This window comes from Streptomyces sp. NBC_00637, assembly GCF_045161545.1.
GTDB lineage: Bacteria > Actinomycetota > Actinomycetes > Streptomycetales > Streptomycetaceae > Streptomyces.
Genome location: NZ_CP109046.1, coordinates 1,461,877 through 1,482,107 on the forward strand (window position 1 = coordinate 1,461,877; position 20,231 = coordinate 1,482,107).

The window sequence follows — 20,231 nt, forward strand, 5'->3', positions numbered from 1 at the left end:
GCCGACGGTGCGCGTCGGCCGGCCCCGGGACCCGAGCGCACACGAAAGGCATTGGACAGGGGGCGCTGGCCAGAACTTTCGACGCAAGGGGTGCTGAGCGACATGACAACCACCGACTACTCGACGTCCCTCCCCTACCGGGAGGTGACCGACCACAACGGCCGTGTGTACCGGATCGGCGAGAGCGACCGGGACATCATGGGGCGACCACGCTGGACCATGGTGCTCTTCCCCTGGATGGGCATGCTGGGCATCAGCTCCTCGGAGTACGCGTTCACGTCGGCCGAGGACACACTGCACGACGCCCACCTGTGGAGCAGTGGGCACATCTTCTGGCTGATGGGCGTCTGGGTGTTCTTCCAGGCGGCCGTGGCCTTCCCGGCCGGCCGGCTGCGGGAGAGCGGCAGGCTGCCCGCGCGGTACGCGATGATGATCGGCGCGCTGGGCACGGTCCTCGGGTATCTGTCCCTCGCGTACGCGCCGCACGTCGTCGTCGCCTATCTCGGCTTCGGCATGTGCAGCGGTATCGGCGCCGGCCTCGTCTACGCGACCTGCGTGAACATGGTCGGCAAGTGGTACCCGGAGCGCAAGGGCGGCAAGACCGGCATGGTCAACGGCGGTTTCGCCTACGGCTCGGTGCCCTTCGTGTTCCTGTTCACCTCGTACATGGACCTGAGCAACTACGAGACCGTCCTGGTGACGGTGGGGCTCGTCTGCTGCACCGTCGTGGCGTTCGCGGGCTGGTTCTTCAAGGATCCGCCGAAGAACTGGTGGCCCGCGCACGTCGACCCGCTCCGGCTCACCGACGACCCGAAGATCCGCCGCGCACTGCAGAAGAACCCGCCGGCGGTGAAGCAGTACACCCCCAGGGAGGCCGCGCGTACCCCCGTCCTGTGGATGATGTGGTTCTGTCTGCTGTGCACGGCCGGGATCAACATCTTCGGCATCGCCTTCCAGGTGCCGTTCGGGAAGGACATGGGCTTCGCCGGCGGGATCGTGGCCACGGCCATGTCCCTGAAGGCGATCGTCAACGGCACCGGGCGCGGCATCATCGGCTGGATCTCCGACCGGTGCGGACGACGCCACACCCTGATCATCGTCTGCCTCGTCCTCGGCACCGCGCAGTTCGGTGTGCTGGTCTCCGGCCAGATGGGCAGCATGCCGTTCTTCCTGTTCTGCTCCATGGTCTCCGGCTTCGGCGGCGGAGCGATCTTCCCGCTGTTCGCCGCGATGACCGCGGACTACTTCGGTGAGAACAACAACGCCAGCAACTACGGCATGGTCTACAGCTCCAAGCTCATCTCGGGCCTCGTGGGCTCCGGAGTCGGCTCGATCGTGGTCGGCGCGTGGGACTACGAGGGGGCCTTCGTCCTGGCGGGCGGCATCGGTCTCGCCTCCGCGGTACTGGCGCTCTTCCTCAAGGCACCCGGCAGGCCGACGGCCAGTCGTCGCATCGTCCCCAACCCCCAACCGCTCGGTGAGGAAACGGCCTGACATGACGGCAGATCCCCTCGCGACCGACAACTCTTCGACCGACGCCGCAGACCGTCCCTACCGCGAGGTGACCGACTCCCTGGGTCGCGTCTACCGCATCGGCGAGACCGACCGCGACCTCCTCGGCCACTCGCGCAAGCTCATGATCTACCTGCCGTGGATCGCCATGATGGCGATCAGCGTCTTCGAGTACGCGTACGGCTCGGCGGAGGACACCCTGTCCCACGCCCACGGCTGGACGCAGAGCAACACCTTCTGGATCCTCAGCGTCTGGGTGTTCTTCCAGGCCGGCATCGCCTTCCCGGCGGGCTGGCTGCGCGAGAAGGGCGTCCTGACGGCCCGTACGGCCATGTACGTCGGCTCCGGCATGTGTCTGGTCGGCTTCCTCGCCCTGTCGCACCTGGACGACGTCCGGGCGGCGATCCTGGGGTTCGGGGTGGTCGGCGGCATCGGGGCCGGCCTGGTCTACGCGACCTGCATCAACATGGTCGGCAAGTGGTTCCCCGAGCGGCGGGGCGCCAGGACCGGCTTCGTCAACGGCGGGTTCGCGTACGGGTCGCTGCCGTTCATCTTCATCTTCAACTACGGCTTCGACACCGCGAACTACCACCGCGTGCTCGACCTGATCGGCTGCTACATCATGATCGTGGTGTTCGGCTGCGCGTTCTTCTTCAAGGATCCGCCGAAGAACTGGTGGCCCGCCGACCTCGATCCGCCGGCTCTCTCCGACGGGCGTGCCTACGCGGCCGGTACGGCGAAGAACCCTCCGGCCGCGCGGCAGTACACCCCGAGGGAGGCCATCAGGACCGGCATGCTGCCCCTGATGTGGCTCTCGATCGTGATGACGGCCGGCGTGTCGATCTTCGGGATCAGCTTCCAGGTCGACTTCGCCAAGGAGGTCGGCTTCGGCCCGCTGGTGGCCGCCTCGTCGATGGGGGTCATGGCGGTCGTCAACGGTGTCGGCCGTGGCGTCGTGGGCTGCCTGTCCGACCGCTGGGGCCGCAAGCCCACGCTCGTGTTCGTCATCGTCGTCCTGGGGCTGGCGCAGTTCGGCGTGATCTGGGCGGGCGACGTCGGGAGCGAGGGGCTGTTCCTGTTCTTCGCCTTCCTGTCCGGCTTCGGCGGCGGCGCGTTCTACCCTCTGTTCGCGGCGCTGACGCCGGACTACTTCGGCGAGAACTACAACGCCACCAACTACGGGCTGGTGTACAGCGGCAAGCTGGTCAGCGGCCTGTTCGGCGGCGGCCTCGGTTCCCTGGTGGTCGCCGCCTGGGGATACGACGGCGCGTACGCGCTGGCGGGCGGCGTGTCGATGGTGGCGGCGGGCATCGCGCTGCTGCTGCGACAGCCCGGAGGGAGCCGGGAGCTCGCGTCGGGCGCTCGGCCCCGGCCCGCGGGCTGACGACGCACGCGCGCGTGGAGGCCCACCCCGCCGGATGAGGGGGTGGGCCTCCACGCGCGTGTGCGCCCGCTCAGCGCAAGGGGCGCCGGGTGTGCGGCACGCTCAGCACTTCTCGCGCAACGAGTGCAGGTGCGCGCTCGACTTACGGGCGAAGGCGAACGACTCGACCGGGTTGTCGTGTTCGGCCTGCCAGTGGTGGGCCAGCCGCTCGCCGCGCAGCCGGGTGACGGCCGAGATGAACCGCTGGTAGTCGATGTCGCCGTCCCCGACGTCGGTCATCCGGTACCCGAACTCGTTCGAGGGATCGCTGACGCCGTCCTTCACGTGGAACAGCGGATAGCGGTGCGGCTGCCTCAATACGTAGTCCAGCGGCTCGAAGGGCGCGGCCGATCCGTCGGGCCGCTTCGAGAAACGGAACTGGCCCGCGTACGCCCAGAAGATGTCCATCTCCAGGAACACCAGGTCCGGGTCGGTCTCGGCGAGCAGGACGTCATACAGACGGACGCGGGGATCGTCGGACGCGAAGCCGAACTCGTCGGAGTGGTTGTGCTGGTAGAACTTCATGCCGCGGGCCTTCGCCGCCGCACCGTAGGTGTTGAATTCCTCGGCCGCGCGCTTCCACGCGTCGACGGTGGAGCCGTAGCGGAACGGCCCGGAGGCGGTGCCGATGTGCTTGAGACCGAGGGCCTGGGCGTCGTCGAGGACCTTGGTGAGGTTGTCGGCGAAGGTGTAGGCGTTCGGGTCGTCGGCGTAGTAGCCGACGTGGCTCCCGATCGGCGTCAGTCCGTGGTCGCGGGCCAGCCGCCTGAGCTGGGCGAGGGTGATGGGGCCCGCGGAGCCCTGGGTGTAGCCGGCGAACTCGACCTCGTCGTACCCGTACTTCCTCAATTCGGCGAAGACGGGAGCGAAACCCAGCGTGGAGACCTTGTCGCGCAGGCTGTAGAGCTGGATGCCGAGGCGGCCGGGGGGCAGGACGGGACGGCCGCGGCCACCGGCGGCGGCATCGGTGCCGGTGGCGGTCGCCGCGCCGGCGGTCGGGGCGGCGGCCCCCAGCAGCGCGGCCGCGGTGGCTCCCGCGGCGACGCCGAGCATGCCGCGTCTGGTCAGACGGCAGGTGAGTTCGGGGTCGATGTCGGACATGCGGCTCATATCTGGAACTCCTTGATATCGGCGGGCGTTGTCAGTGGTGAGTGCTTCACTGGTGACCAGTCGGCAACCGGTCAGGACAGACCGGCCAGGTGGAGCAGCAGCGCTTTCACGTCGGTGGCCGCGACGCGGTCGCCGAGCGAACGGGGGGTGGAGCAGATGAGGAGCGGACCGTCGTCGTCGCACGCGGGAAGACGCCCGTGGCTGCCGCGGACAGGTGACGGATCGAGGGGCACCACCGCCATGCGGTAGCGCAGGCCGAGCTTCTTGCGGGCCAGCGCGGCGGCCGCCTTGGCCTTCACATAGGGGTCGAGCGGATCCATGAACAGCTCGACCGGGTCGTAGCCGGGTTTGCGGTGGATCTCGACGAGCCGTGCGAAGTCGGGCGCGCGGGCGTCGTCGAGCCAGTAGTAGTACGTGAACCAGGCGTCCGGCTCCGCCACGGCGACCAGTTCGCCGGAGCGTGGGTGGTCGAGGTGGTGCGCCTTCTTGCCCTCGTCGTCGAGAAGCAGCTCGACGCCGGGCAGTCCGGTGAGTGCGTCCCGCGCGGCCTCCAGGTCCTCGGGGCGGCGTACATAGACGTGGGCGAGCTGGTGATCGGCGACCGCGAAGGCACGGGACGCCATCGGGTCGAGGTACTCCATGCCGTCCTGGGTGTGCACCTCGAGCAGACCCGCGCGACGCAGGGCACGGTTGATGTCGACGGGCCTGCTCACCCGGGTGATGCCGTACTCGGACAGCGCGACGACGGTACGGCCCTGGGCCCGGGCGTCGGCCAGGAGCGGGGCCATGGCCGCGTCCAGGGCGGTGGCCGCCTGAAGGGAGCGCGGGTCGTCGGGGCCGAAACGCTGGAGGTCGTAGTCGAGGTGAGGGAGGTAGCACAGGGCGAGGTCGGGGTCGCGGGTGCGCAGGAGGTGGCGGGTCGCGTCGATGATCCAGCGGCTGGAGACCAGGTCCGCGCCCGGCCCCCAGAAGTGGAAGAGGGGGAAGGTGCCGAGTTCCTCGGTGAGTTCGTCGTGCAGGGCCGGGGGCCGGGTGTAGCAGTCGGGTTCCTTGCGGCCGTCGGAGTAGTAGACCGGACGGGGGGTGACGATGTAGTCGGTGTCGGCGCCCATGGCGTACCACCAGCAGATGTTGGCGACCGTGTAGCCGGGGTACGCCCGCCGGGCGGCGTCCCACAGCTTGTCGCCGGCGACGAGAGCGTTGTGCTGACGCCACAGCAGTACGTCGCCGAGCTCGCGGAAGTACCAGCCGTTGCCGACGATGCCGTGCTCCGCGGGGAGTGTGCCGGTGAGGAAGGTGGACTGCGCCGCGCAGGTGACGGCCGGCAGGACGGTCCCGAGCGGTGCGAGGGAGCCCGTTCGGGCGAGTGTCTTGAGGTGGGGCATGTGATCGAGCAGACGGGGGGTGAGACCGACGACGTCGAGGACGAGGAGGGGTACGGGTGCGGATACAGGTGCAGGTGCAGGTGCATGCGCGGGTGTAGGTGCCGGTACTGGAACTTCGGGGTCGGTGTCGGGGGCGGGGACGTAGTGGTGGGGGCCGGGCCGGTCCTGCGACGCCGGCCGGTCCTCGAACCCCGGCCGCCGGTCCTGGGGTCCTGGGGCGGCGGATGCCGGGCTGCTCATGGGAGCTCCTTGAGGCCGAGGTCGGTCAGGAGATCGCGCGCCAGGGCGAGTTCGGCGGCGATGCCGTCGGCGAGCTGGGCTCGGGCGCGGGGCCGCAGCTCGGGTGGGAGGGCCTGCCAGGTGTAGGTCTCGACTTCGAGGTGCCGGGTCAGCGGGTGCGGGCCCCCGACCAGGCGGGTCAGCGTGGCCTTCAGCACGGAGACGGTCGAGGTGAGGGGCGCGGCGGGAGCCGCGTGCAGCGGGACGTGGAAGTGGGCGCGCCAGGGTCCGGTGTCGGGCAGAACGGTGCCGCGGAGGGCCTCGCCGAGGTCGTCGGTGCCGTGCAGGCCGGCGGCGCTGAGGGTGCGGGTCTGGTGCAGGAAGCGGGGTTCGTCGAACGCGGCGAGGGCTTCGCGTACGGCGGTCCGGCGCGGGTGCTCGGCGTGCAGGGCGGCCGACAGCTGGGATTTGACGACGGGGACGCGGGCTTCGGCGAGTGCGTCCAGGGCGGCGTCCGGGTCTTCGAAGGAGGTGGCGAGATGACAGGTGTCGACACAGACGCCGACACGGGGGTGACCGACGGCCGCGAGCGGGGCGAGGGCGTCCGCGGTGGTCTCGACGATGCAGCCGGGTTCCGGTTCCAGACCGACCCGGATGGAGCGGCCGGTCAGCTCCTCCAGTGCGTCCAGACGCTCGGCGAGAGTGCGCAGCGCGGAGTGGGCCGTGCTGGCGCGAGCCTCGTCCCAGGCGGTGCGCCAGCCGAGCGGAAGGGTGGAGATGGTGCCCTCGGTGACGTCGTCGGGGAGGAGCTGGGCGAGGACACGAGCCAGCGCCACGGTGTGTTCGAGGCGCTCGGCGTCGGCCCAATCAGGTTTGTACACCCGGTACTTGACCTCTTCGGCGCCGAAGCCCTCGTAGGGGAAGCCGTTGAGGGTGACGACTTCCAGGCCACGCCGGTCGAGTGCGGTGCGCAGTTCCCGCAGGGCAGAGGGGTCGGTGTCGAGGGCGCGGGCGGCATCCCTGGCGAGCCACAGCCCGACACCGAGCCGATCGCGGCCGAGGCGGCGCCGGACGGGCTCGCAGTGGTCGCGCAGTTGTGTGAGGACGCCGTCGAGGGTCTCGGCGGGGTGGACGTTGGTGCAATAGGCGAGGTGAACGGTGGTGCCGTCGGGATGACGGAAGCGCATCGCTCACTCCCCGCCGCGCAGGATGGAATTGCCCTCGTGGGTGGGGTCGGAGGTGGTCACCTCGCGGGCGAGCCGACCGCTGAGGCCGTAGAAGGCGACGGGATTGCGCCACAGGACGAGGTCGACGTCGTCCTCGGTGAAGCCCTCCGCGAGCATGAGGTCGGCGACCCTTCGGGTCTTGAGCGGGTCGCTCCTGCCCCAGTCCGCGGCGGAGTTGACCAGAACCTTCTCCGGCCCGTACAGGCGGAGGATCCCGATCATGCGGGCCTCGTCCATCTTGGTGTCGGGGTAGACGGAGAAACCGAGCCAGCAGTCGGCGTCCTTCGCCTCCTTCACGGTGGTCTCGTTGAGGTGGTCGAGCAGGACCCGGTCAGGCGGCACGGCGGATTCACGGACGACGTCGAGGGTGCGGCGCAGTCCGGCGAGCTTGTCGCGGTGCGGGGTGTGCACGAGGACCGGCAGGGCGTGGTCGGCGGCCAGCTGGAGCTGGGCGGCCAGGGCGTCGTCCTCGGCGGGGGTCATCGAGTCGTAGCCGATCTCCCCGACGGCCACGACGTGGTCCTTGACGAGATAGCGCGGCAGCTCCTCCAGGACGGGGGCGCAGCGCGGGTCGTTGGCCTCCTTGGGGTTCAGCGCGAGCGCGCAGTGATGGGCGATCCCGTACTGGGCGGCCCGGAAGGGTTCCCAGCCGAGGAGGGAGTCGAAGTAGTCGAGGAACGACACGGCCGAGGTACGTGGCTGCCCCAGCCAGAAGGACGGCTCGACGACGGCACGGACACCGGCCGCGTGCATCGCCTCGTAGTCGTCGGTGGTGCGCGAGGTCATGTGGATGTGGGGGTCGAAGATACGCATCAGGAATCCTTGCCGTGGAGGTGGGCCGGGCGACGGGGACTGCCCGGGCCGGGAAGATCCGTGCGATGGGGGTCTGGAGCGGCTCGGCCCGATTCCGTCGAGGCCGGAGCCGTCGGATCGGCCGGAGCGGTTGAAGCGGCCGGATCGATTGAAGCGGCTCGATCGGCTCGACCGGTCAGATCTGCCGGATGGGTCAGAGTGAGGAGGCGTCGGAGATCGCGGGGGACGGGCCGGCCCGCGGCGGTACGTTCGGTGGCGTAGTCGGCGAGCATGCGGGCGAGTTCGGCGTCGCCGCGCGCACGCCGTTCCAGGCCCGCCACCTCGTCGATGGGCACCCCGGCGAAGAGGCACTTCAGGATGGCGTGACGCCATGCGTGCGCGTCGAGGTGACGGGCGGCGTAGGGGCCGACGGCCGCCGCGAGGAGCCGGGTGTCATGGGTGCGCAGTGCGTCCTCGACCAGCGGGAGGGCGCCGGACCCGGACACGAGATGGGGCAGCGCGTGCAGGACCGCGCGCCGCTCGTCGGCGGTGCCCTGGAAATACACGCGGGCCAGGGACGCCTGGTCGGCGCGGGCGGCACGGAGGATGAGCACGCGGGCGGCGTCGGCGTGACGGCTGCCGCAACGGCGTCCGGCCTCGGCCAGGCGCAACTCCCATACCGAGATGGGCCCATGGGTGCCCGGATGGGCGGCGGCCTCGTCGAGAGCCCGGCGGAACCAGACGCGGGCGGCCGCCTCGAGGTGGGTGTCCAGGTGGCGGTGCAGGGCGTCGAGGGAAGTACCGGCCGTGGTGGTGTCCGCGTGTTCCGCTTCCGGGGTTGCCTCCGGGGTCGCCGGGGCGTCAGGGAGATGGGTCATGGAGTGCTCCCTTCTGGGGTGGCGGAGGGCTCGCCGGGTGGCGCGGCGGGCGGGTTCGCGGCCCGGGACGGGCGGCTGGGGGCCGGAGCGACGGGTGTCCGCGGACGCGGATCGTGGTGGTCGGTGCCGGTGCCGGTGCCGGTGCCGGGGACTTGAGCGGATGCCGCCGCGCGGCGGAGGAACGGAAGGGAGGCTTCGGCGTAGTGGGGGCCCGCGTGGGAGTGGCGGGGCAGTTCGACCACCGTCAGCCCGCCGTAACCGATGTCCGCGAGAGCGGTGAGGACGGGCGGGAAGTCGATCTCCCCGTCCCCGAAGGGAAGGTGTTCGTGGACATCGCGGCGCATGTCCTCGATCTGGACGTGGCGCAGCCAGGGGGCGGCGGCGCGTACGCAGTCGGCGGGCGGGAGTGGCTCGAGGCACTGGCAGTGGCCGATGTCGAGCGTGAGGCCGAGGAACGCCGGGTCGTCCAGGGCTCGGCGGAGCCGGTGGAAGTCGGCGAGGGTCGCCAGAAGGTGACCGGGTTCGGGTTCGATGGCGAGAGGGACGCCGGCGGACGCGGCGGCGTCCAGGACGGGGGTGAGCGTCTCGGCGAGGCGCTGCCACGCGGTCTCCGGTGCCGTGCCCGGCGGGAGGGTTCCGCTGAAGCAGTGGACGGCGGGCGCACCGAGGTCGCCGGCGATCCGGACGGCGCGGAGCAGCAGGTCGACGCGGCGGGCACGATCGCCCGGCTCCGGGTCCAGGAGCGAGGGGCCGTGCTTGCGGCGCGCGTCCAGGACGTAGCGGGCGCCGGTCTCGATGGTGACCTCCAGCCCGAGAGCGTCCAGTCGGCGCGCGAGGTGCCGGGAGCGGGCGACGAGGTCCGGCGCGAACGGGTCGAGGTGCATGTGGTCGAGCGTCAGTCCGACACCGTCGTAACCGAGGTCGGCGAGGACGGCGAGGGCGTCGTCGAGGCGGAGATCGGCGAGGCCGTTGGTGCCGTATCCGAAGCGGAGCCGCGACGAAGACGGGGGCGGAGTCGGGGGCACAGCCGAGGGCGCCGGTGGAGACGACGGCCGGGGTGGGGGCGGCTGGGTGATCGCCTTCGGGATCTCCTCCCCGGGACCGCTCTCGCGGCTCGTACGTCCGAGGCTCACGTGATGCTCACCCGCTTCCCGAACCTCCGGGCGGCCGGAGCCAGAGCGGCTGTGAGCAGCGCGGTGATGGCTGTGGTGGCGGTGGTCACCGTGCCGGCGGAGATGGCGGTCGCTCCGGAGCGGGCGATGAGAGCGGCCTGGAGGGGAATGGTGGCGCGGATGCCGGCGCCGACGGCCTGCTGCGTGAGAGGGGGTGACGGGTTCAGGGAGGCGTGCAGGTAGGGGCGGGCCGTGGTGGCGGCGTAGAGGGCGGCGAGCGCCGCGGTCAGCGGCGCGGGCAGGCGACAGGCCTGCCCTGGCCTCGGCCCTGGCCTCTCCGGCCTCGACTCCGGTCCCGGCCTCGCACGCCCATGACCGTGTGATCGCCACCCGTCGGACGACCGTCGCTCGGATGGCCGGCCGGGTGACGGCCTGCGCTGCAACAGCCAGGTCAGTGCACCTGTCGAGGCCAGGGCTGCCAGGGCTGCCGTCGGCGTGCCGTCACGCGTCTCCTGGCGGGACAGGGTGGTGACCGCGAGCGTGTGCGTGGCCAGGAGTGCGGCGGAGGGAAGGGCCGGACCGGCGCGTCCTGCGGTGGCGGCCCCGAGGAGAAGGTCCAGGCCACGAGCGGCGGCCATGGCGAACGGGCCCGCGGGCGTGTGCTTCAAGGCAAGGTCGTAGGACCACACGACGGCCGCGAGCGGGACCGCGATCGTCAGCGCCGGGCGGCCTGCCCGGGTGGCCAGGGCGAGACCGGCGGCGGTGAAGGCACAGGCCGCCGTGAAGGCGGCGGTCGGGCTCACCCGGCCGGAGGGGAGAGGGCGGTGAGGGCGTTCGGCGGCGTCCTCCGCACGGTCCGCCCAGTCGTTGAGCACCATGCCGGCCTCGTACAGGCAGAGGGACGAGCCGATGGCGAGCAGAGTCCGACGGCCGGGGGCGCCGAGTGCGGCCGCGCCCGCCAGCGCGTCACCGGGAACCGTGAACAGGGCCGGCAGCCGCAGCAGTTCGGCCCAGGCCGGCCCGCGAGCGCCGTTCCTCCCCGGGATACCGGCCACCATGGCCACCAGCCCGTCCGAGACACCGGCCTCCCCCGCCACCGTCCCGGCCGACGTACCAGGCTCCGCTGCCGCCCCACCGTCCGGCGAACCGGTTTCCGTAGCCGTCCACTCGTCGCGCATGGTGGCCGCGCCGGCCGGTCCGGTCGCCCCAGCCGCATGACGGTCCACCCCACGCACCACCCCGCCCTCGCTCATCCCGTCTCCTCGCCCGACCTCGGCGCGCGATCGTGCCGTGCCCCGGGCGTCTCCCGTTCGGTGGTCTCGACACTGCCGACCCCCGCACCCAGACCCACGCCCACGCCGCCCCTCAGCCGTTCGGCGAACCGTTCGAGTTGCGCGTGCTGCTCCGCCAAGGCCGACGGTGCGTCGCCCACGGGGTCCTTGAAGAAGAAGGCGAGTTCGGTGAGCGGGCCGGACAGGCCGGCTTCGTGGGCCCGGGCGGTAAGGCGCGCCAGGTCGAGGACGAGGGGGGCGGCGAGCGCGGAGTCGCAGCCCTGCCAGATGGTCTGGAGGATCATGCGGGTGCCCAGGAATCCCTCGAAGGCGACGTGATCCCAGGCGGTCTTCCAGTCACCCAGTACCGGGACGTCGTCGATATGGACCTGGCCCTCCGGGGTGGTGCCGAGGGTGTCGGCGAGGACGCGTTCCTTGCCCGCGTTCTTCGCCTCGGCGGCGGCCGGGTCGGCGAGGGCGGCGCCGTCACCGCCGCCCAGCAGGTTGGTGCCGGACCAGGCGCGGACGGCCAGCGCGCGCTGGGCGAACATCGGCCCCAGTACGGAACGCAGCAGCGTCTGCCCGGTCTTGCCGTCACGTCCGGCGTACGGCAGCCCGCTCGACTCCGCCATGGACGCCAGCGTCGGGTGGTGCAATCCGGTGGACGGGGTGAAATTGACGTACGGGCAGCCGGCGCGCAGGGCGGCTGCGGCGTAGAGCGAGCTCGGTGGCAGGCCGGCTCCGGTCGCCGCCGGTTCGGTCGAGGCCACGTTCACCACCACCGCACCCGCGAGTCCGCGTCGGCGTATGAAGTCGCGGATGTCGGCGGCGAACCCGTCGATCAACCGCTCGTCGCTGCGGGTGTCGCCCGGAACAGGGCCTCCGGGTCTGATCTCCCGGTCGGCGGCGTCCACTTCGGCCTCGACCGCGGCGGGGAGACCGGCCTGAAGGACTCCTCCGGCGGCGAGTTGCTCCGCGCGTTTGGGCAGAGGGCAGTCGGTGGTGTCGTGTCCGCCGAAGACGAGGGAGGACAAAGGGGGCAGGCCGCTGTCGGCGAAGGCGGGCGTCTCGGTGACCAGACCCGTCGGCGGGTGCAGGCCGGCCGTGAGGGCGGCACACCCCGCCACCACGGTGGTGGCCACGGAACCGCGGGCCCCGATCAGCCAGACGCCGACGCGCGGGGGACGGGAAGAGGACGCGGGCATGGACAGCCTCCTTGTCGTGCGCGAACCCCGGAGAACGAGGGGCGGGAAGAAGAGGACGAACGGGCCGCTGTCGCAGAGGAGTTCGGAGCGGCGTGAGATCGAGGTGGCAACGCGGCCCGGTCTGGGCGGGGGAGGGGATGGAGACCGCCGGCGGGGAGGGGGTGGGGACGGGGGGCGGGGGTCCGGCGTCCCCCGCCCGCCGCCGTTCAGTCGCCCCGGCCGGGCAGTTCCCTGATCCGGATGTCGCGGAAGGACACCTGGTCGTCGGTGCCGTGGTTCTGCACGCCGAGGTGTCCGTCGCGCAGACTCCGCGCCGGGTCGGTGTTGGTGAAGTCGTTGATCTTCACGCCGTTGAGCCAGACGCGCAGGCGTTCGCCCTGCACCCGGATCTCGTACGTGTTCCACTCCCCCGGCGGGTTCAGCGCGCGGTCCCGCTTGTGGAGGTCGGCGGACCGGAAGCCGTAGACCGACCCGGTGGTCCGTTCGGGGACGTCGGTCGCGTCGATCTGGATCTCGTAGCCGTTGTTCACGGCGGACCACGGGTCGTCCGAAGGCGGGAAGCCCACGAAGACACCGGAGTTGTCGTCGCCGGGGTCGTTCGGACCGGCGGCCGTGGTCCTCCAGTCGAGTTTCACGGAGTACGCCCCGAAGCTCCGACCGGCGTACCAGAGCAGGCCCATCCCGCCCGTCGACGTCAGGGTGCCGTCGTCGGAGAGGGAGAAGGAGCCGGGACCCGCCTGCTGCCAGCCGTCCAGGGAGGTGCCGTCGAAGAGAGGACGGTATCCGTTCTCCGGTCGACAGTCGGCCTGCAGGTCGGCGACTGCATACAGGATCCCGCCCAGGAGGTGTCTACGGAATGCAGGATCCCCGTAGGACTCCTTCGTGTGGCCGCCCCCGGTGTAGAAGGCGCGGCCGCCCTGATACTCCTGACACCAGGCGATCGGATGGTCGCCGTTCATGGTGCCGCCCGTGTAGGACCGCTCGTCGAGCGAGGCCAGGACGTGGGCGCGCTCGCGCGGGTTGGAACGGTAGTCGTACCACTCGTCGGTGCGGTTCCAGGTGCGGGCGAGTCCCGACGTCGCCGGGTGGGCCCGGTCCTCGACGTCGACCGTCGCCGGCTGGATCGCCGGGTGCGACCGGAACCAGGCGCCGGCGAGACCGCCGTAGAACTCCCAGTCGTACTCGGTGTCGGCAGCCGCGTGGACCCCCACATAACCGCCGCCGTGCCGGATATAGCCCTCGAAGGCGACCTGTTGGGCGGCGTCCAGGACATCACCGGTCGTCGACAGGAAGACGACGGCGTCATAGCGCCGAAGGTTGCCCGCGGTGAACGCGCCCGCGTCCTCGGTGGCGTCGACCCCGAAGCCGGCCGTCGCACCGAGCTCGCGCACCGCGGCGACGCCGTCCGGGATCGAGTCGTGCCGGAAGCCGGCCGTCTTGGAGAAGACCAGCATCTGTTTCCCGCTGTTTCCCTTCCCGTTGTTTCCCTTCCCGCCGCCCTCTCCGCCGCTGTTCCCGGAGTCCGCGGCGGCCGGGCCCGAGACGCTGCCGAGGAGCAGCGCCGCGCCCACGACGACGGTGGCCAGTCTGCGGGTTGCGTGCATCATGTCTCCTCCGCTCAGCCGGTCGTGAAGGTGAAGTCGTCCACGTCGAAGAGAGCGCCGGAGCCGCCCTTGAAAACGAGGTGGAGCGTGGTGGTGCCACGCGGGGCGCGGGACAGGTCGGCACTGACGTCCTGGAAGCTTTCCCAACCGCCGGTCACCGGGACGGTGGCCTTGCCGATCAGCGTGCCGGTCGGTGAGCCGGCCCGGATCTCCAGCGTTCCGCCCGCTCCGCCCGAGGAGACCCGTGCCGTGATCTTCTTGGCGTTGCCGAGGACGTACGGCGTGAAGGAGATCCAGTCGCCGTTGTCGATGTCGCCGACCGTCCTGCCGCCGTGGGCGACGTCCTTGGCGATCACCGTGATGCCTGACGAGTTCCCGAAGTGCTCGGCCTGCCGGTGGCGGGGCTGGAGGACGTTCTGGTCGTGCGAGGTGAGCGGGGCCTGGCCGCCGCCTCCGCCGTCGGTGTATTCGGCGTCGAGGACTCCGAAGATGTTGGCGTCCTCGTCGTGGCCGCCGTCGGCGCTCGTCTGAAGGATGCCGGTGCAACCGGTTGCCGAGGTGACGGGGTGACCGTGGCTGTCGTGGCCGAGGACGAATGTGACCTCGACCTTGGAGCAGTCGATCGCCCTCCCGTCCTCCGGGTCGGTGACCTTCACCTGGAACGGGATCGCGTCACCGAAACTGAACAGCTGACCGTCCTTCGGCGTTTCCAGCACCACCTTCGGAGCTGTGTTCCCCACCACGACCCGCACGCTCGAACTGCCGGTACGGCCGGAGCCGTCCTTGGCGGTCAGGGTCGCGGTGTACGTGCCGTTCTTCCGGTACTTGTGAACAGGGTCGGCGCCCGTCGAGGTGCCGCCGTCGCCGAAGTCCCAGTCGTAGGTGAGCGCGTCGCCGTCCTGGTCGGTCGTTCCGGCGGAGGAGAAACGTACCTTCAGAGGCGCCTGGCCCGAGGTGCGGTCGGCTGCGGCCTGGGCGACCGGGGAGTGGCCGTCGGTGGCGTTCTCGATGCGGTACAGAGCGGAGTGCTCGTCACCGCCGAACCAGGCGGTGCCGTAGTCGAGGACGTACAGCGCCCCGTCGGGCCCGAACGCCATGTCCATCACCTGCGTGCCGGTCCACGGGACGTCGTTGATCGACTGAACGGTGCCGTTCGCGTCTCCGGCGATGCGCTTGATCCAACGCCGGCCGAACTCTCCGGCGAAGAAGCTCCCGTCATACGCCTCCGGGAACTTCACCGGCGAGTCGAGCGAGGCGTCGTAGTGGTAGACGGGGCCGCCCATCGGGGATTCGGAGCCGTCACCGAACTCGGGCACCGACGGGCCGTCGTACGGGATCCAGGCAGGCTGTGCCGGGGGCAGGTCGATGAGGCCGGTGTTATGCGGTGAGGTGTTCTTCGGGGCCGCGCAGTCGAAGGGCGCACCGGATACACCCGTCGAAAAATCGTATGCGATATACGGATCATTGTCGCCCGTGCAGAACGGCCACCCGAAGTTGCCCGGGCCGGTGACACGGGCGAACTCGACCTGGCCGGCCGGTCCGCGAGCCGGGTCGGCAGCTCCGGCATCGGGTCCGTAGTCGCCGACGTAGAGGATTCCGGTGGCCTTGTCGACGCTGAACCGGAACGGGTTGCGGAAACCCATCGCGTAGATCTCGGGCCGCGTCCTGTCCGTACCGGGCGCGAAGAGGTTGCCCTCCGGGATGGCGTACGAGCCGTCGGCGTTCACCTTGACGCGCAGGATCTTGCCGCGCAGGTCATTGGTGTTGCCGGCGGAACGGCGGGCGTCGAAGGCGGGGTTGCGGTTGTCGCGCCCGTCGATGGGCGTGAAGCCGTCCGACTGGAAGGGGTTGCTGTCGTCGCCGGTGGACAGGTAGAGGTTCCCTGCCGCGTCGAAGTCGATGTCCCCGCCGACATGGCAGCACAGGCCGCGCGACGCGGGTACGTCGAGGATCTTCGTCTCGCTCGAGACGTCGAGCGTCCCGTCCGTCCCGAGCACGAAGCGGGAAAGCCGGTTGACCCCGTCGAAGGGGGCGAAGTCGGCCGCCGTTCCGGTCTCGGGGGCGTCACCCGACGGGGTGTTCAACGGCGGTGCGTAGTAGAGGTAGATGAAGCGGTTGGCCGTGAACTGCGGGTCCACTCCGATGCCTTGCAGACCCTCTTCGTCCTGGGAGTAGACGTCGAGCTTGCCGGCCAGCCGTGTGTTGCCGGCGGCATCGGTGAGGCGGAGTTCGCCGTCGCGTGAGGTGTGCAGGACGGAGCGGTCCGGCAGCACGGCGAGCGACATGGGCTCGCCGACCTCGGCCTCGCCCTTGGCGAGGGTGACCTGCTGGAAGTCCTCGGCCACCGCTGCCGCCGGGTCGGCGACGGCTGCGTCGACCCGGGGCGCGGTGAGGGTGAGCGACGCGCCGGCCAGCAGAGCGCCGCTCAGAAGGGCGATGGCTCTGCGCAACGACGGACGTCGTCTGTGCGTCTCGGTTTCGCGGGTGCCGGTGGTGGGGTCGTTCCCGTGCACGGATGCCTCCAGTGTGGGGCTGGTTGTACGGGCGGGCGCGAATGCCGGGATGCGCCGTCATCCCGGCGACGGACGAGCGGCCCGGTGCGGCTGTGGGGAGCCGGTCACCTTGTCCGCTCAGTTGCCGGTGATCAATGGACCGGCGATCAGTGGTGAGTGGTCACTGATCACTCGATCAGCGGGTCGGGGGTCGTAGGCCGGGCGAGTGCGGTGAGTTCAGTTGCCGAACGCCGCGTCGAAGGATGCGGACGGGGGCTTGAAGTCGTAGGCCCGGAGGCGGATGAGGGCCTCGGGGGCGCCCTGGAGCCGGTCCATTCCCGCGTCCTCCCACTCCACGGAGATCGGGCCCTGGTAGTCGATGGAGCGCAGCATGCGGAAGACGTCCTCCCAGGGGACGTCGCCGTGGCCGGCGGAGACGAAGTCCCAGCCGCGTCGCGGGTCGCCCCACGGCAGATGGGAGCCGAGGCGTCCGTTACGGCCGTCCAGACGCTTACGGGCCTCCTTGCAGTCCACGTGGTAGATACGGTCGCGGAAGTCCCACAGGAAGCCGACCGGGTCGAGGTCCTGCCACACGAAGTGGCTCGGGTCGAAGTTGAGGCCGAAAGCCGGTCGACGGTCGACCGCCTCCAACGTGCGTACGGTCGTCCAGTAGTCGTAGGCGATCTCGCTGGGGTGGACCTCGTGCGCGAACCGCACGCCCTGCGCGTCGAAGACGTCCAGGATGGGGTTCCAGCGCTCGGCGAAGTCCTCGTAACCCCGCTCGATCATCGACTCCGGCGCGGGCGGGAACATCGCGACCAGATGCCAGATGGCGGAGCCGGTGAAGCCGATCACCGTGTCGACGCCGAAGGCCGCCGCGGCCCTGGCGGTGTCGGCGATCTCGGCCGCGGCCCGCCGCCGGACGCCCTCCGGTTCGCCGTCGCCCCAGATACGGGCGGGCAGGATGGCCCGGTGGCGCTCGTCGATAAGCGCGTCACATACCGCCTGCCCCACCAGGTGGTTGGAGATGGCCCAGCACTTCAGCCCGTATCTGTCGAGGAGTTGGTGACGGGACTTCACGTACCCGGGGTCCGCAAGCGCCTTGTCGACTTCGAAGTGATCGCCCCAGCAGGCGAGTTCCAGTCCGTCGTAGCCGAAGTCGCGGGCGAGGCGGCAGACCTCCTCCAGGGGCAGGTCGGCCCACTGGCCGGTGAAGAGTGTGAACGTACGCGGCATGCTCCAGCCCTTCTTGGTCCTCAGTCCGCTATCGGGGTGTAGACGGAGTTCTTCTCTGCGCTCTCCTCGACCGCCGCCAGGACACGCTGAACCTGCAGCCCGTCGGCGAAGGAGGGCTCGGGTCCGTGGCCCTCGGCGACGGCGTGCACCAGGTCGCGGACCTGGTGGACGAAGGTGTGCTCGTAGCCCAGCCCGTGGCCCGGCGGCCACCACGCGTTCAGGTAGGGATGATCGGGTTCGGTGACGAGGATGCGACGGAAGCCCGCGTGCGTGCCGGGCTCGGTGGCGTCGTGGAACCAGAGTTCGTTGAGGCGCTCCAGGTCGAAGGCCAACGAACCGCGCTCGCCGTTGAGTTCGAGGCGCAGGGCGTTCTTGCGGCCGGTGGCGAACCGGGTCGCTTCGAAGGAGGCGAGCGCGCCGGAGGTGAAGCGCCCGGTGAACAGGGCGGCGTCGTCCACGGTGACCGTTCCGGTGCCGCCGGCGGGGGCCGCGCTCAGGCCACTCGTCGGACCACCGGGCAGCGGCCGTTCCCGTACGAAGGTCTCGGTGATCGCGGAAACTCCTGCGAGCCGCTCCCCCGCCAGGTGTTGTGCGAGGTCGACGATGTGCGCGCCCAGGTCACCGAGCGAACCCGAACCGGCCAGCTCCCTGCGCAGTCGCCACGTCAGCGGGAACTCGCGGTCCACCAGCCAGTCCTGAAGATAGGTCACGCGGACGTGTCGCAGCGCGCCCAGCCGGCCCTCGGCGACCATCCGCCGGGCCAGTGCCGTGGCCGGGACACGACGGTAGTTGAAGCCGACCATCGCCAACTGACCCCGCGCGTGGGCGATCTCTGCCGCCCGCGCCATGGCCTCGGCCTCCTCGACGGTGTTCGCGAGGGGCTTCTCACACAGGACGTGTTTGCCGGCGGCCAGCGCCGCCAGGGCGATCTCCGCGTGGGAATCGCCGGGAGTGCAGATGTCGACGAGGTCGACGTCGTCCCGGGCGATCAGCGCACGCCAGTCGGTCTCGGCCGCCGCCCAGCCGTGCCGGTCCGCCGCCGCCCGCACCGCGGAGGGGTCACGGCCGCAGATCACGGCGAGGACCGGACGGAGGGGAAGATCGAAGACGCGGCCCGCGGTGCGCCAGCCCTGGGAGTGGGCGGCGCCCATGAACGCGTAACCGACCATCCCCACACGGAGCGGCTGCTTGCCCGCCTCCGGTCCTGCTGACTGCTGCGGCTGTTCCATACGGTGGTCCTCCTCGTCGTCGTGGCACGGTGGGGGCGGACGCTCTCGGGTGCGAGGGCCTCGTCGTCCGGCGGAGGCTCAGGGCGCCGGTGTCGCCGCTGTCGCCGGAGGGACGCTGTTCTCCGGAGTGGATACGACCCGTCAGGCAGGGCACCGGGGCCGGACCGGCGGCCCCTGAAGCGAAGGCCGACGAGTACGACAGCTCCATGCGGGCCGGGGCGAGGGGGACGGAAGCCGGTAGCTCCTGCACCACGCCTACGGTTCTCGGGGCCTGTGTCCCGCACCGCGCATCCCGCATGTCGCACTTCGTATCCCGTACTTCGTATCCAGTAGCCGATGGCCGACAGCCCGTAGCCCGTAGCCCGTAGCCCGTAGCCCGTAGCCCGTAGCCCGTAGCCGCGGTATATCCACCCGGTGGCCTGCCGCCCTCCCCGGCGGTGGCGTGCGACCGTCCCCGGCGGAGACCGAGCGCGCCCTACTTGAAGCCGGTGGACATGTACTGGTCGACGTTGGTCTTGTCGACGACTGCCGAGTAGAGGGTGATCGAGGCGGGGATCTCGAACTCGGCGAGACCGCCGACACCCTTGCCCTGGCCGAGCGCGCGGGCGAGATCGATGGCGGAGGCGGCCATGGTCGGCGGGTAGAGAACGGTTGCCTTCAGGACACCGTTGTCCTGCTTGATCGCCTGGAAGGCGGCAAGGGCACCCGCGCCGCCGACCATCAGGAAGTCGTCCCGGCCGGCCTGCTCGATGGCGCGCAGCGCACCCACACCCTGGTCGTCGTCGTGGTTCCACAGTGCGTCGAACTTGGGCTGCGCCTGGAGCAGTTGGGCCATCTTGGCCTGCCCCGACTCGACCGTGAACTCGGCGGCCTGCCGGGCGACCTTCTTGATGTTGGGGTAGTTCTTGAGGGCGTCGTCGAAGCCCTGGCTGCGCTGTTTGGTGAGTTCCAGGTTGTCCAGGCCGGCCAGCTCGATCACGCGGGCACCGGACTTGCCCTTGAGTTTCTCGCCGATGTAGTGCCCGGCGTTGAGACCCATCCCGTAGTTGTCGCCCCCAACCCAACACCGGTAAGCCTGAGGCGTGTTGAAGATCCGGTCGAGGTTGACGACGGGGATGCCCGCGCGCATCGCCTTCAGGCCGACCTGGGTGAGGGCCTTGCCGTCTGCGGGCAGCACGACCAGGACGTCGACCTTCTTGTTGATCAGGGTCTCGATCTGGCCGATCTGCTGGGCGGTGTCGTTCGAGCCCTCGGTCATCTCCAGCGCCACGTCGGAGTACTTCTTCGCGCGGCTCTCCGCGTTGTCGTTGATGGCATTGAGCCAGCCGTGGTCGGCCTGCGGCCCGGCGAAGCCTATGGTGACCTGCTTGCCGGGCTTGTCGTCTGCGGCCGGCTGGTCGTTCGCGGCCGGTTCCTCGTCCTTGGAGTCGTTGCTGGTGCAACCCATGAGGAGGGTCCCGGCCGAGACGGCGGCGGCCCCGAAGAGCATTCCTCTGCGACTGGTGAAGCGGTTCGTGAACGGCGTCGGCTCTGGCAT

General features: G+C 70.6%; 15 protein-coding genes. 2 read left to right on the forward strand and 13 right to left on the reverse strand.

Annotation, left to right across the window (positions count from 1 at the left end; genetic code table 11):
- The first annotated feature begins 102 nt into the window (after positions 1-102).
- Both OG440_RS06350 and OG440_RS06355 read left to right on the forward strand, forming a co-directional pair.
- Positions 103-1,494, forward strand: coding sequence for an OFA family MFS transporter (locus OG440_RS06350; protein WP_406005841.1), 1,392 nt, complete (start codon positions 103-105; stop codon positions 1,492-1,494).
- Between the two features lies 1 nt (position 1,495).
- Positions 1,496-2,896: an OFA family MFS transporter gene (locus OG440_RS06355; protein ID WP_406005842.1), complete on the forward strand. Its 1,401-nt coding sequence runs from the start codon at positions 1,496-1,498 to the stop codon at positions 2,894-2,896.
- Positions 2,897-2,998: 102 nt separating this feature from the next.
- On the opposite strand, the gene OG440_RS06360 is transcribed toward OG440_RS06355, so the two are convergent.
- From OG440_RS06360 to OG440_RS06420, 13 genes are all read right to left on the reverse strand, one after another.
- Complete coding sequence (locus OG440_RS06360) at positions 2,999-4,045, reverse strand: sugar phosphate isomerase/epimerase family protein (protein WP_406005843.1); 1,047 nt, start codon at positions 4,043-4,045, stop codon at positions 2,999-3,001.
- Positions 4,046-4,116: 71 nt separating this feature from the next.
- Positions 4,117-5,430, reverse strand: a complete 1,314-nt coding sequence (locus OG440_RS06365) for a nucleotide pyrophosphatase/phosphodiesterase family protein (RefSeq protein ID WP_406005844.1) — start codon at positions 5,428-5,430, stop codon at positions 4,117-4,119.
- A gap of 236 nt (positions 5,431-5,666) precedes the next feature.
- Complete coding sequence (eboE, locus tag OG440_RS06370; protein ID WP_406005845.1) at positions 5,667-6,836, reverse strand: metabolite traffic protein EboE; 1,170 nt, start codon at positions 6,834-6,836, stop codon at positions 5,667-5,669.
- 3 nt (positions 6,837-6,839) lie between these two features.
- Positions 6,840-7,688, reverse strand: coding sequence for a TatD family hydrolase (locus tag OG440_RS06375; protein WP_406005846.1), 849 nt, complete (start codon positions 7,686-7,688; stop codon positions 6,840-6,842).
- Positions 7,688-8,545 (reverse strand): EboA domain-containing protein, encoded by an 858-nt coding sequence (locus OG440_RS06380; protein ID WP_406005847.1) that lies wholly within the window; start codon positions 8,543-8,545, stop codon positions 7,688-7,690. The genes OG440_RS06375 and OG440_RS06380 overlap by 1 nt, the downstream gene beginning before the upstream one ends.
- On the reverse strand, positions 8,542-9,570 hold the full coding sequence (locus OG440_RS06385) for a sugar phosphate isomerase/epimerase family protein (protein ID WP_406011271.1): 1,029 nt from the start codon (positions 9,568-9,570) through the stop codon (positions 8,542-8,544). Before OG440_RS06385 ends, OG440_RS06380 begins: the two co-directional genes overlap by 4 nt.
- Positions 9,571-9,674: 104 nt before the next feature.
- Positions 9,675-10,715 carry an SCO3242 family prenyltransferase gene (locus OG440_RS06390; protein ID WP_406011272.1) on the reverse strand — a complete coding sequence of 347 codons (1,041 nt, stop codon included), beginning with the start codon at positions 10,713-10,715 and terminating at the stop codon, positions 9,675-9,677.
- Between the two features lie 191 nt (positions 10,716-10,906).
- A complete protein-coding gene (locus tag OG440_RS06395) occupies positions 10,907-12,133 on the reverse strand; it encodes an inositol-3-phosphate synthase (protein ID WP_406005848.1) in 1,227 nt (408 codons plus the stop codon).
- 206 nt (positions 12,134-12,339) lie between these two features.
- Entirely contained in the window at positions 12,340-13,737 is a 1,398-nt protein-coding gene (locus tag OG440_RS06400; protein WP_406011273.1) for a ThuA domain-containing protein, read from the reverse strand.
- Between the two features lie 14 nt (positions 13,738-13,751).
- A complete protein-coding gene (locus OG440_RS06405; RefSeq protein ID WP_406005849.1) occupies positions 13,752-16,250 on the reverse strand; it encodes a PQQ-dependent sugar dehydrogenase in 2,499 nt (832 codons plus the stop codon).
- 216 nt (positions 16,251-16,466) lie between these two features.
- The gene (locus OG440_RS06410; protein WP_406005850.1) at positions 16,467-17,465 is read right to left on the reverse strand and encodes a sugar phosphate isomerase/epimerase family protein; all 999 of its coding nucleotides are present in this window, start codon (positions 17,463-17,465) and stop codon (positions 16,467-16,469) included.
- A gap of 20 nt (positions 17,466-17,485) precedes the next feature.
- Positions 17,486-18,694 carry a Gfo/Idh/MocA family protein gene (locus OG440_RS06415; protein WP_406005851.1) on the reverse strand — a complete coding sequence of 403 codons (1,209 nt, stop codon included), beginning with the start codon at positions 18,692-18,694 and terminating at the stop codon, positions 17,486-17,488.
- 475 nt (positions 18,695-19,169) lie between these two features.
- A complete protein-coding gene (locus OG440_RS06420) occupies positions 19,170-20,231 on the reverse strand; it encodes a substrate-binding domain-containing protein (RefSeq protein WP_406005852.1) in 1,062 nt (353 codons plus the stop codon).

Coding starts and splice junctions, on each gene's coding strand:
- OG440_RS06415 (WP_406005851.1), bottom strand. CDS start 18,694: ATGGAACAGCCGCAGCAGTCAGCAGGACCGGAGGCGGGCAAGCAGCCG.
- OG440_RS06355 (WP_406005842.1), top strand. CDS start 1,496: ATGACGGCAGATCCCCTCGCGACCGACAACTCTTCGACCGACGCCGCA.
- OG440_RS06360 (WP_406005843.1), bottom strand. CDS start 4,045: ATGAGCCGCATGTCCGACATCGACCCCGAACTCACCTGCCGTCTGACC.
- OG440_RS06350 (WP_406005841.1), top strand. CDS start 103: ATGACAACCACCGACTACTCGACGTCCCTCCCCTACCGGGAGGTGACC.
- OG440_RS06365 (WP_406005844.1), bottom strand. CDS start 5,430: ATGCCCCACCTCAAGACACTCGCCCGAACGGGCTCCCTCGCACCGCTC.
- OG440_RS06410 (WP_406005850.1), bottom strand. CDS start 17,465: ATGCCGCGTACGTTCACACTCTTCACCGGCCAGTGGGCCGACCTGCCC.
- OG440_RS06375 (WP_406005846.1), bottom strand. CDS start 7,688: ATGCGTATCTTCGACCCCCACATCCACATGACCTCGCGCACCACCGAC.
- OG440_RS06390 (WP_406011272.1), bottom strand. CDS start 10,715: ATGGTGGCCGGTATCCCGGGGAGGAACGGCGCTCGCGGGCCGGCCTGG.
- OG440_RS06420 (WP_406005852.1), bottom strand. CDS start 20,231: ATGCCAGAGCCGACGCCGTTCACGAACCGCTTCACCAGTCGCAGAGGA.
- eboE (WP_406005845.1), bottom strand. CDS start 6,836: ATGCGCTTCCGTCATCCCGACGGCACCACCGTTCACCTCGCCTATTGC.
- OG440_RS06380 (WP_406005847.1), bottom strand. CDS start 8,545: ATGACCCATCTCCCTGACGCCCCGGCGACCCCGGAGGCAACCCCGGAA.
- OG440_RS06395 (WP_406005848.1), bottom strand. CDS start 12,133: ATGCCCGCGTCCTCTTCCCGTCCCCCGCGCGTCGGCGTCTGGCTGATC.
- OG440_RS06400 (WP_406011273.1), bottom strand. CDS start 13,737: ATGCACGCAACCCGCAGACTGGCCACCGTCGTCGTGGGCGCGGCGCTG.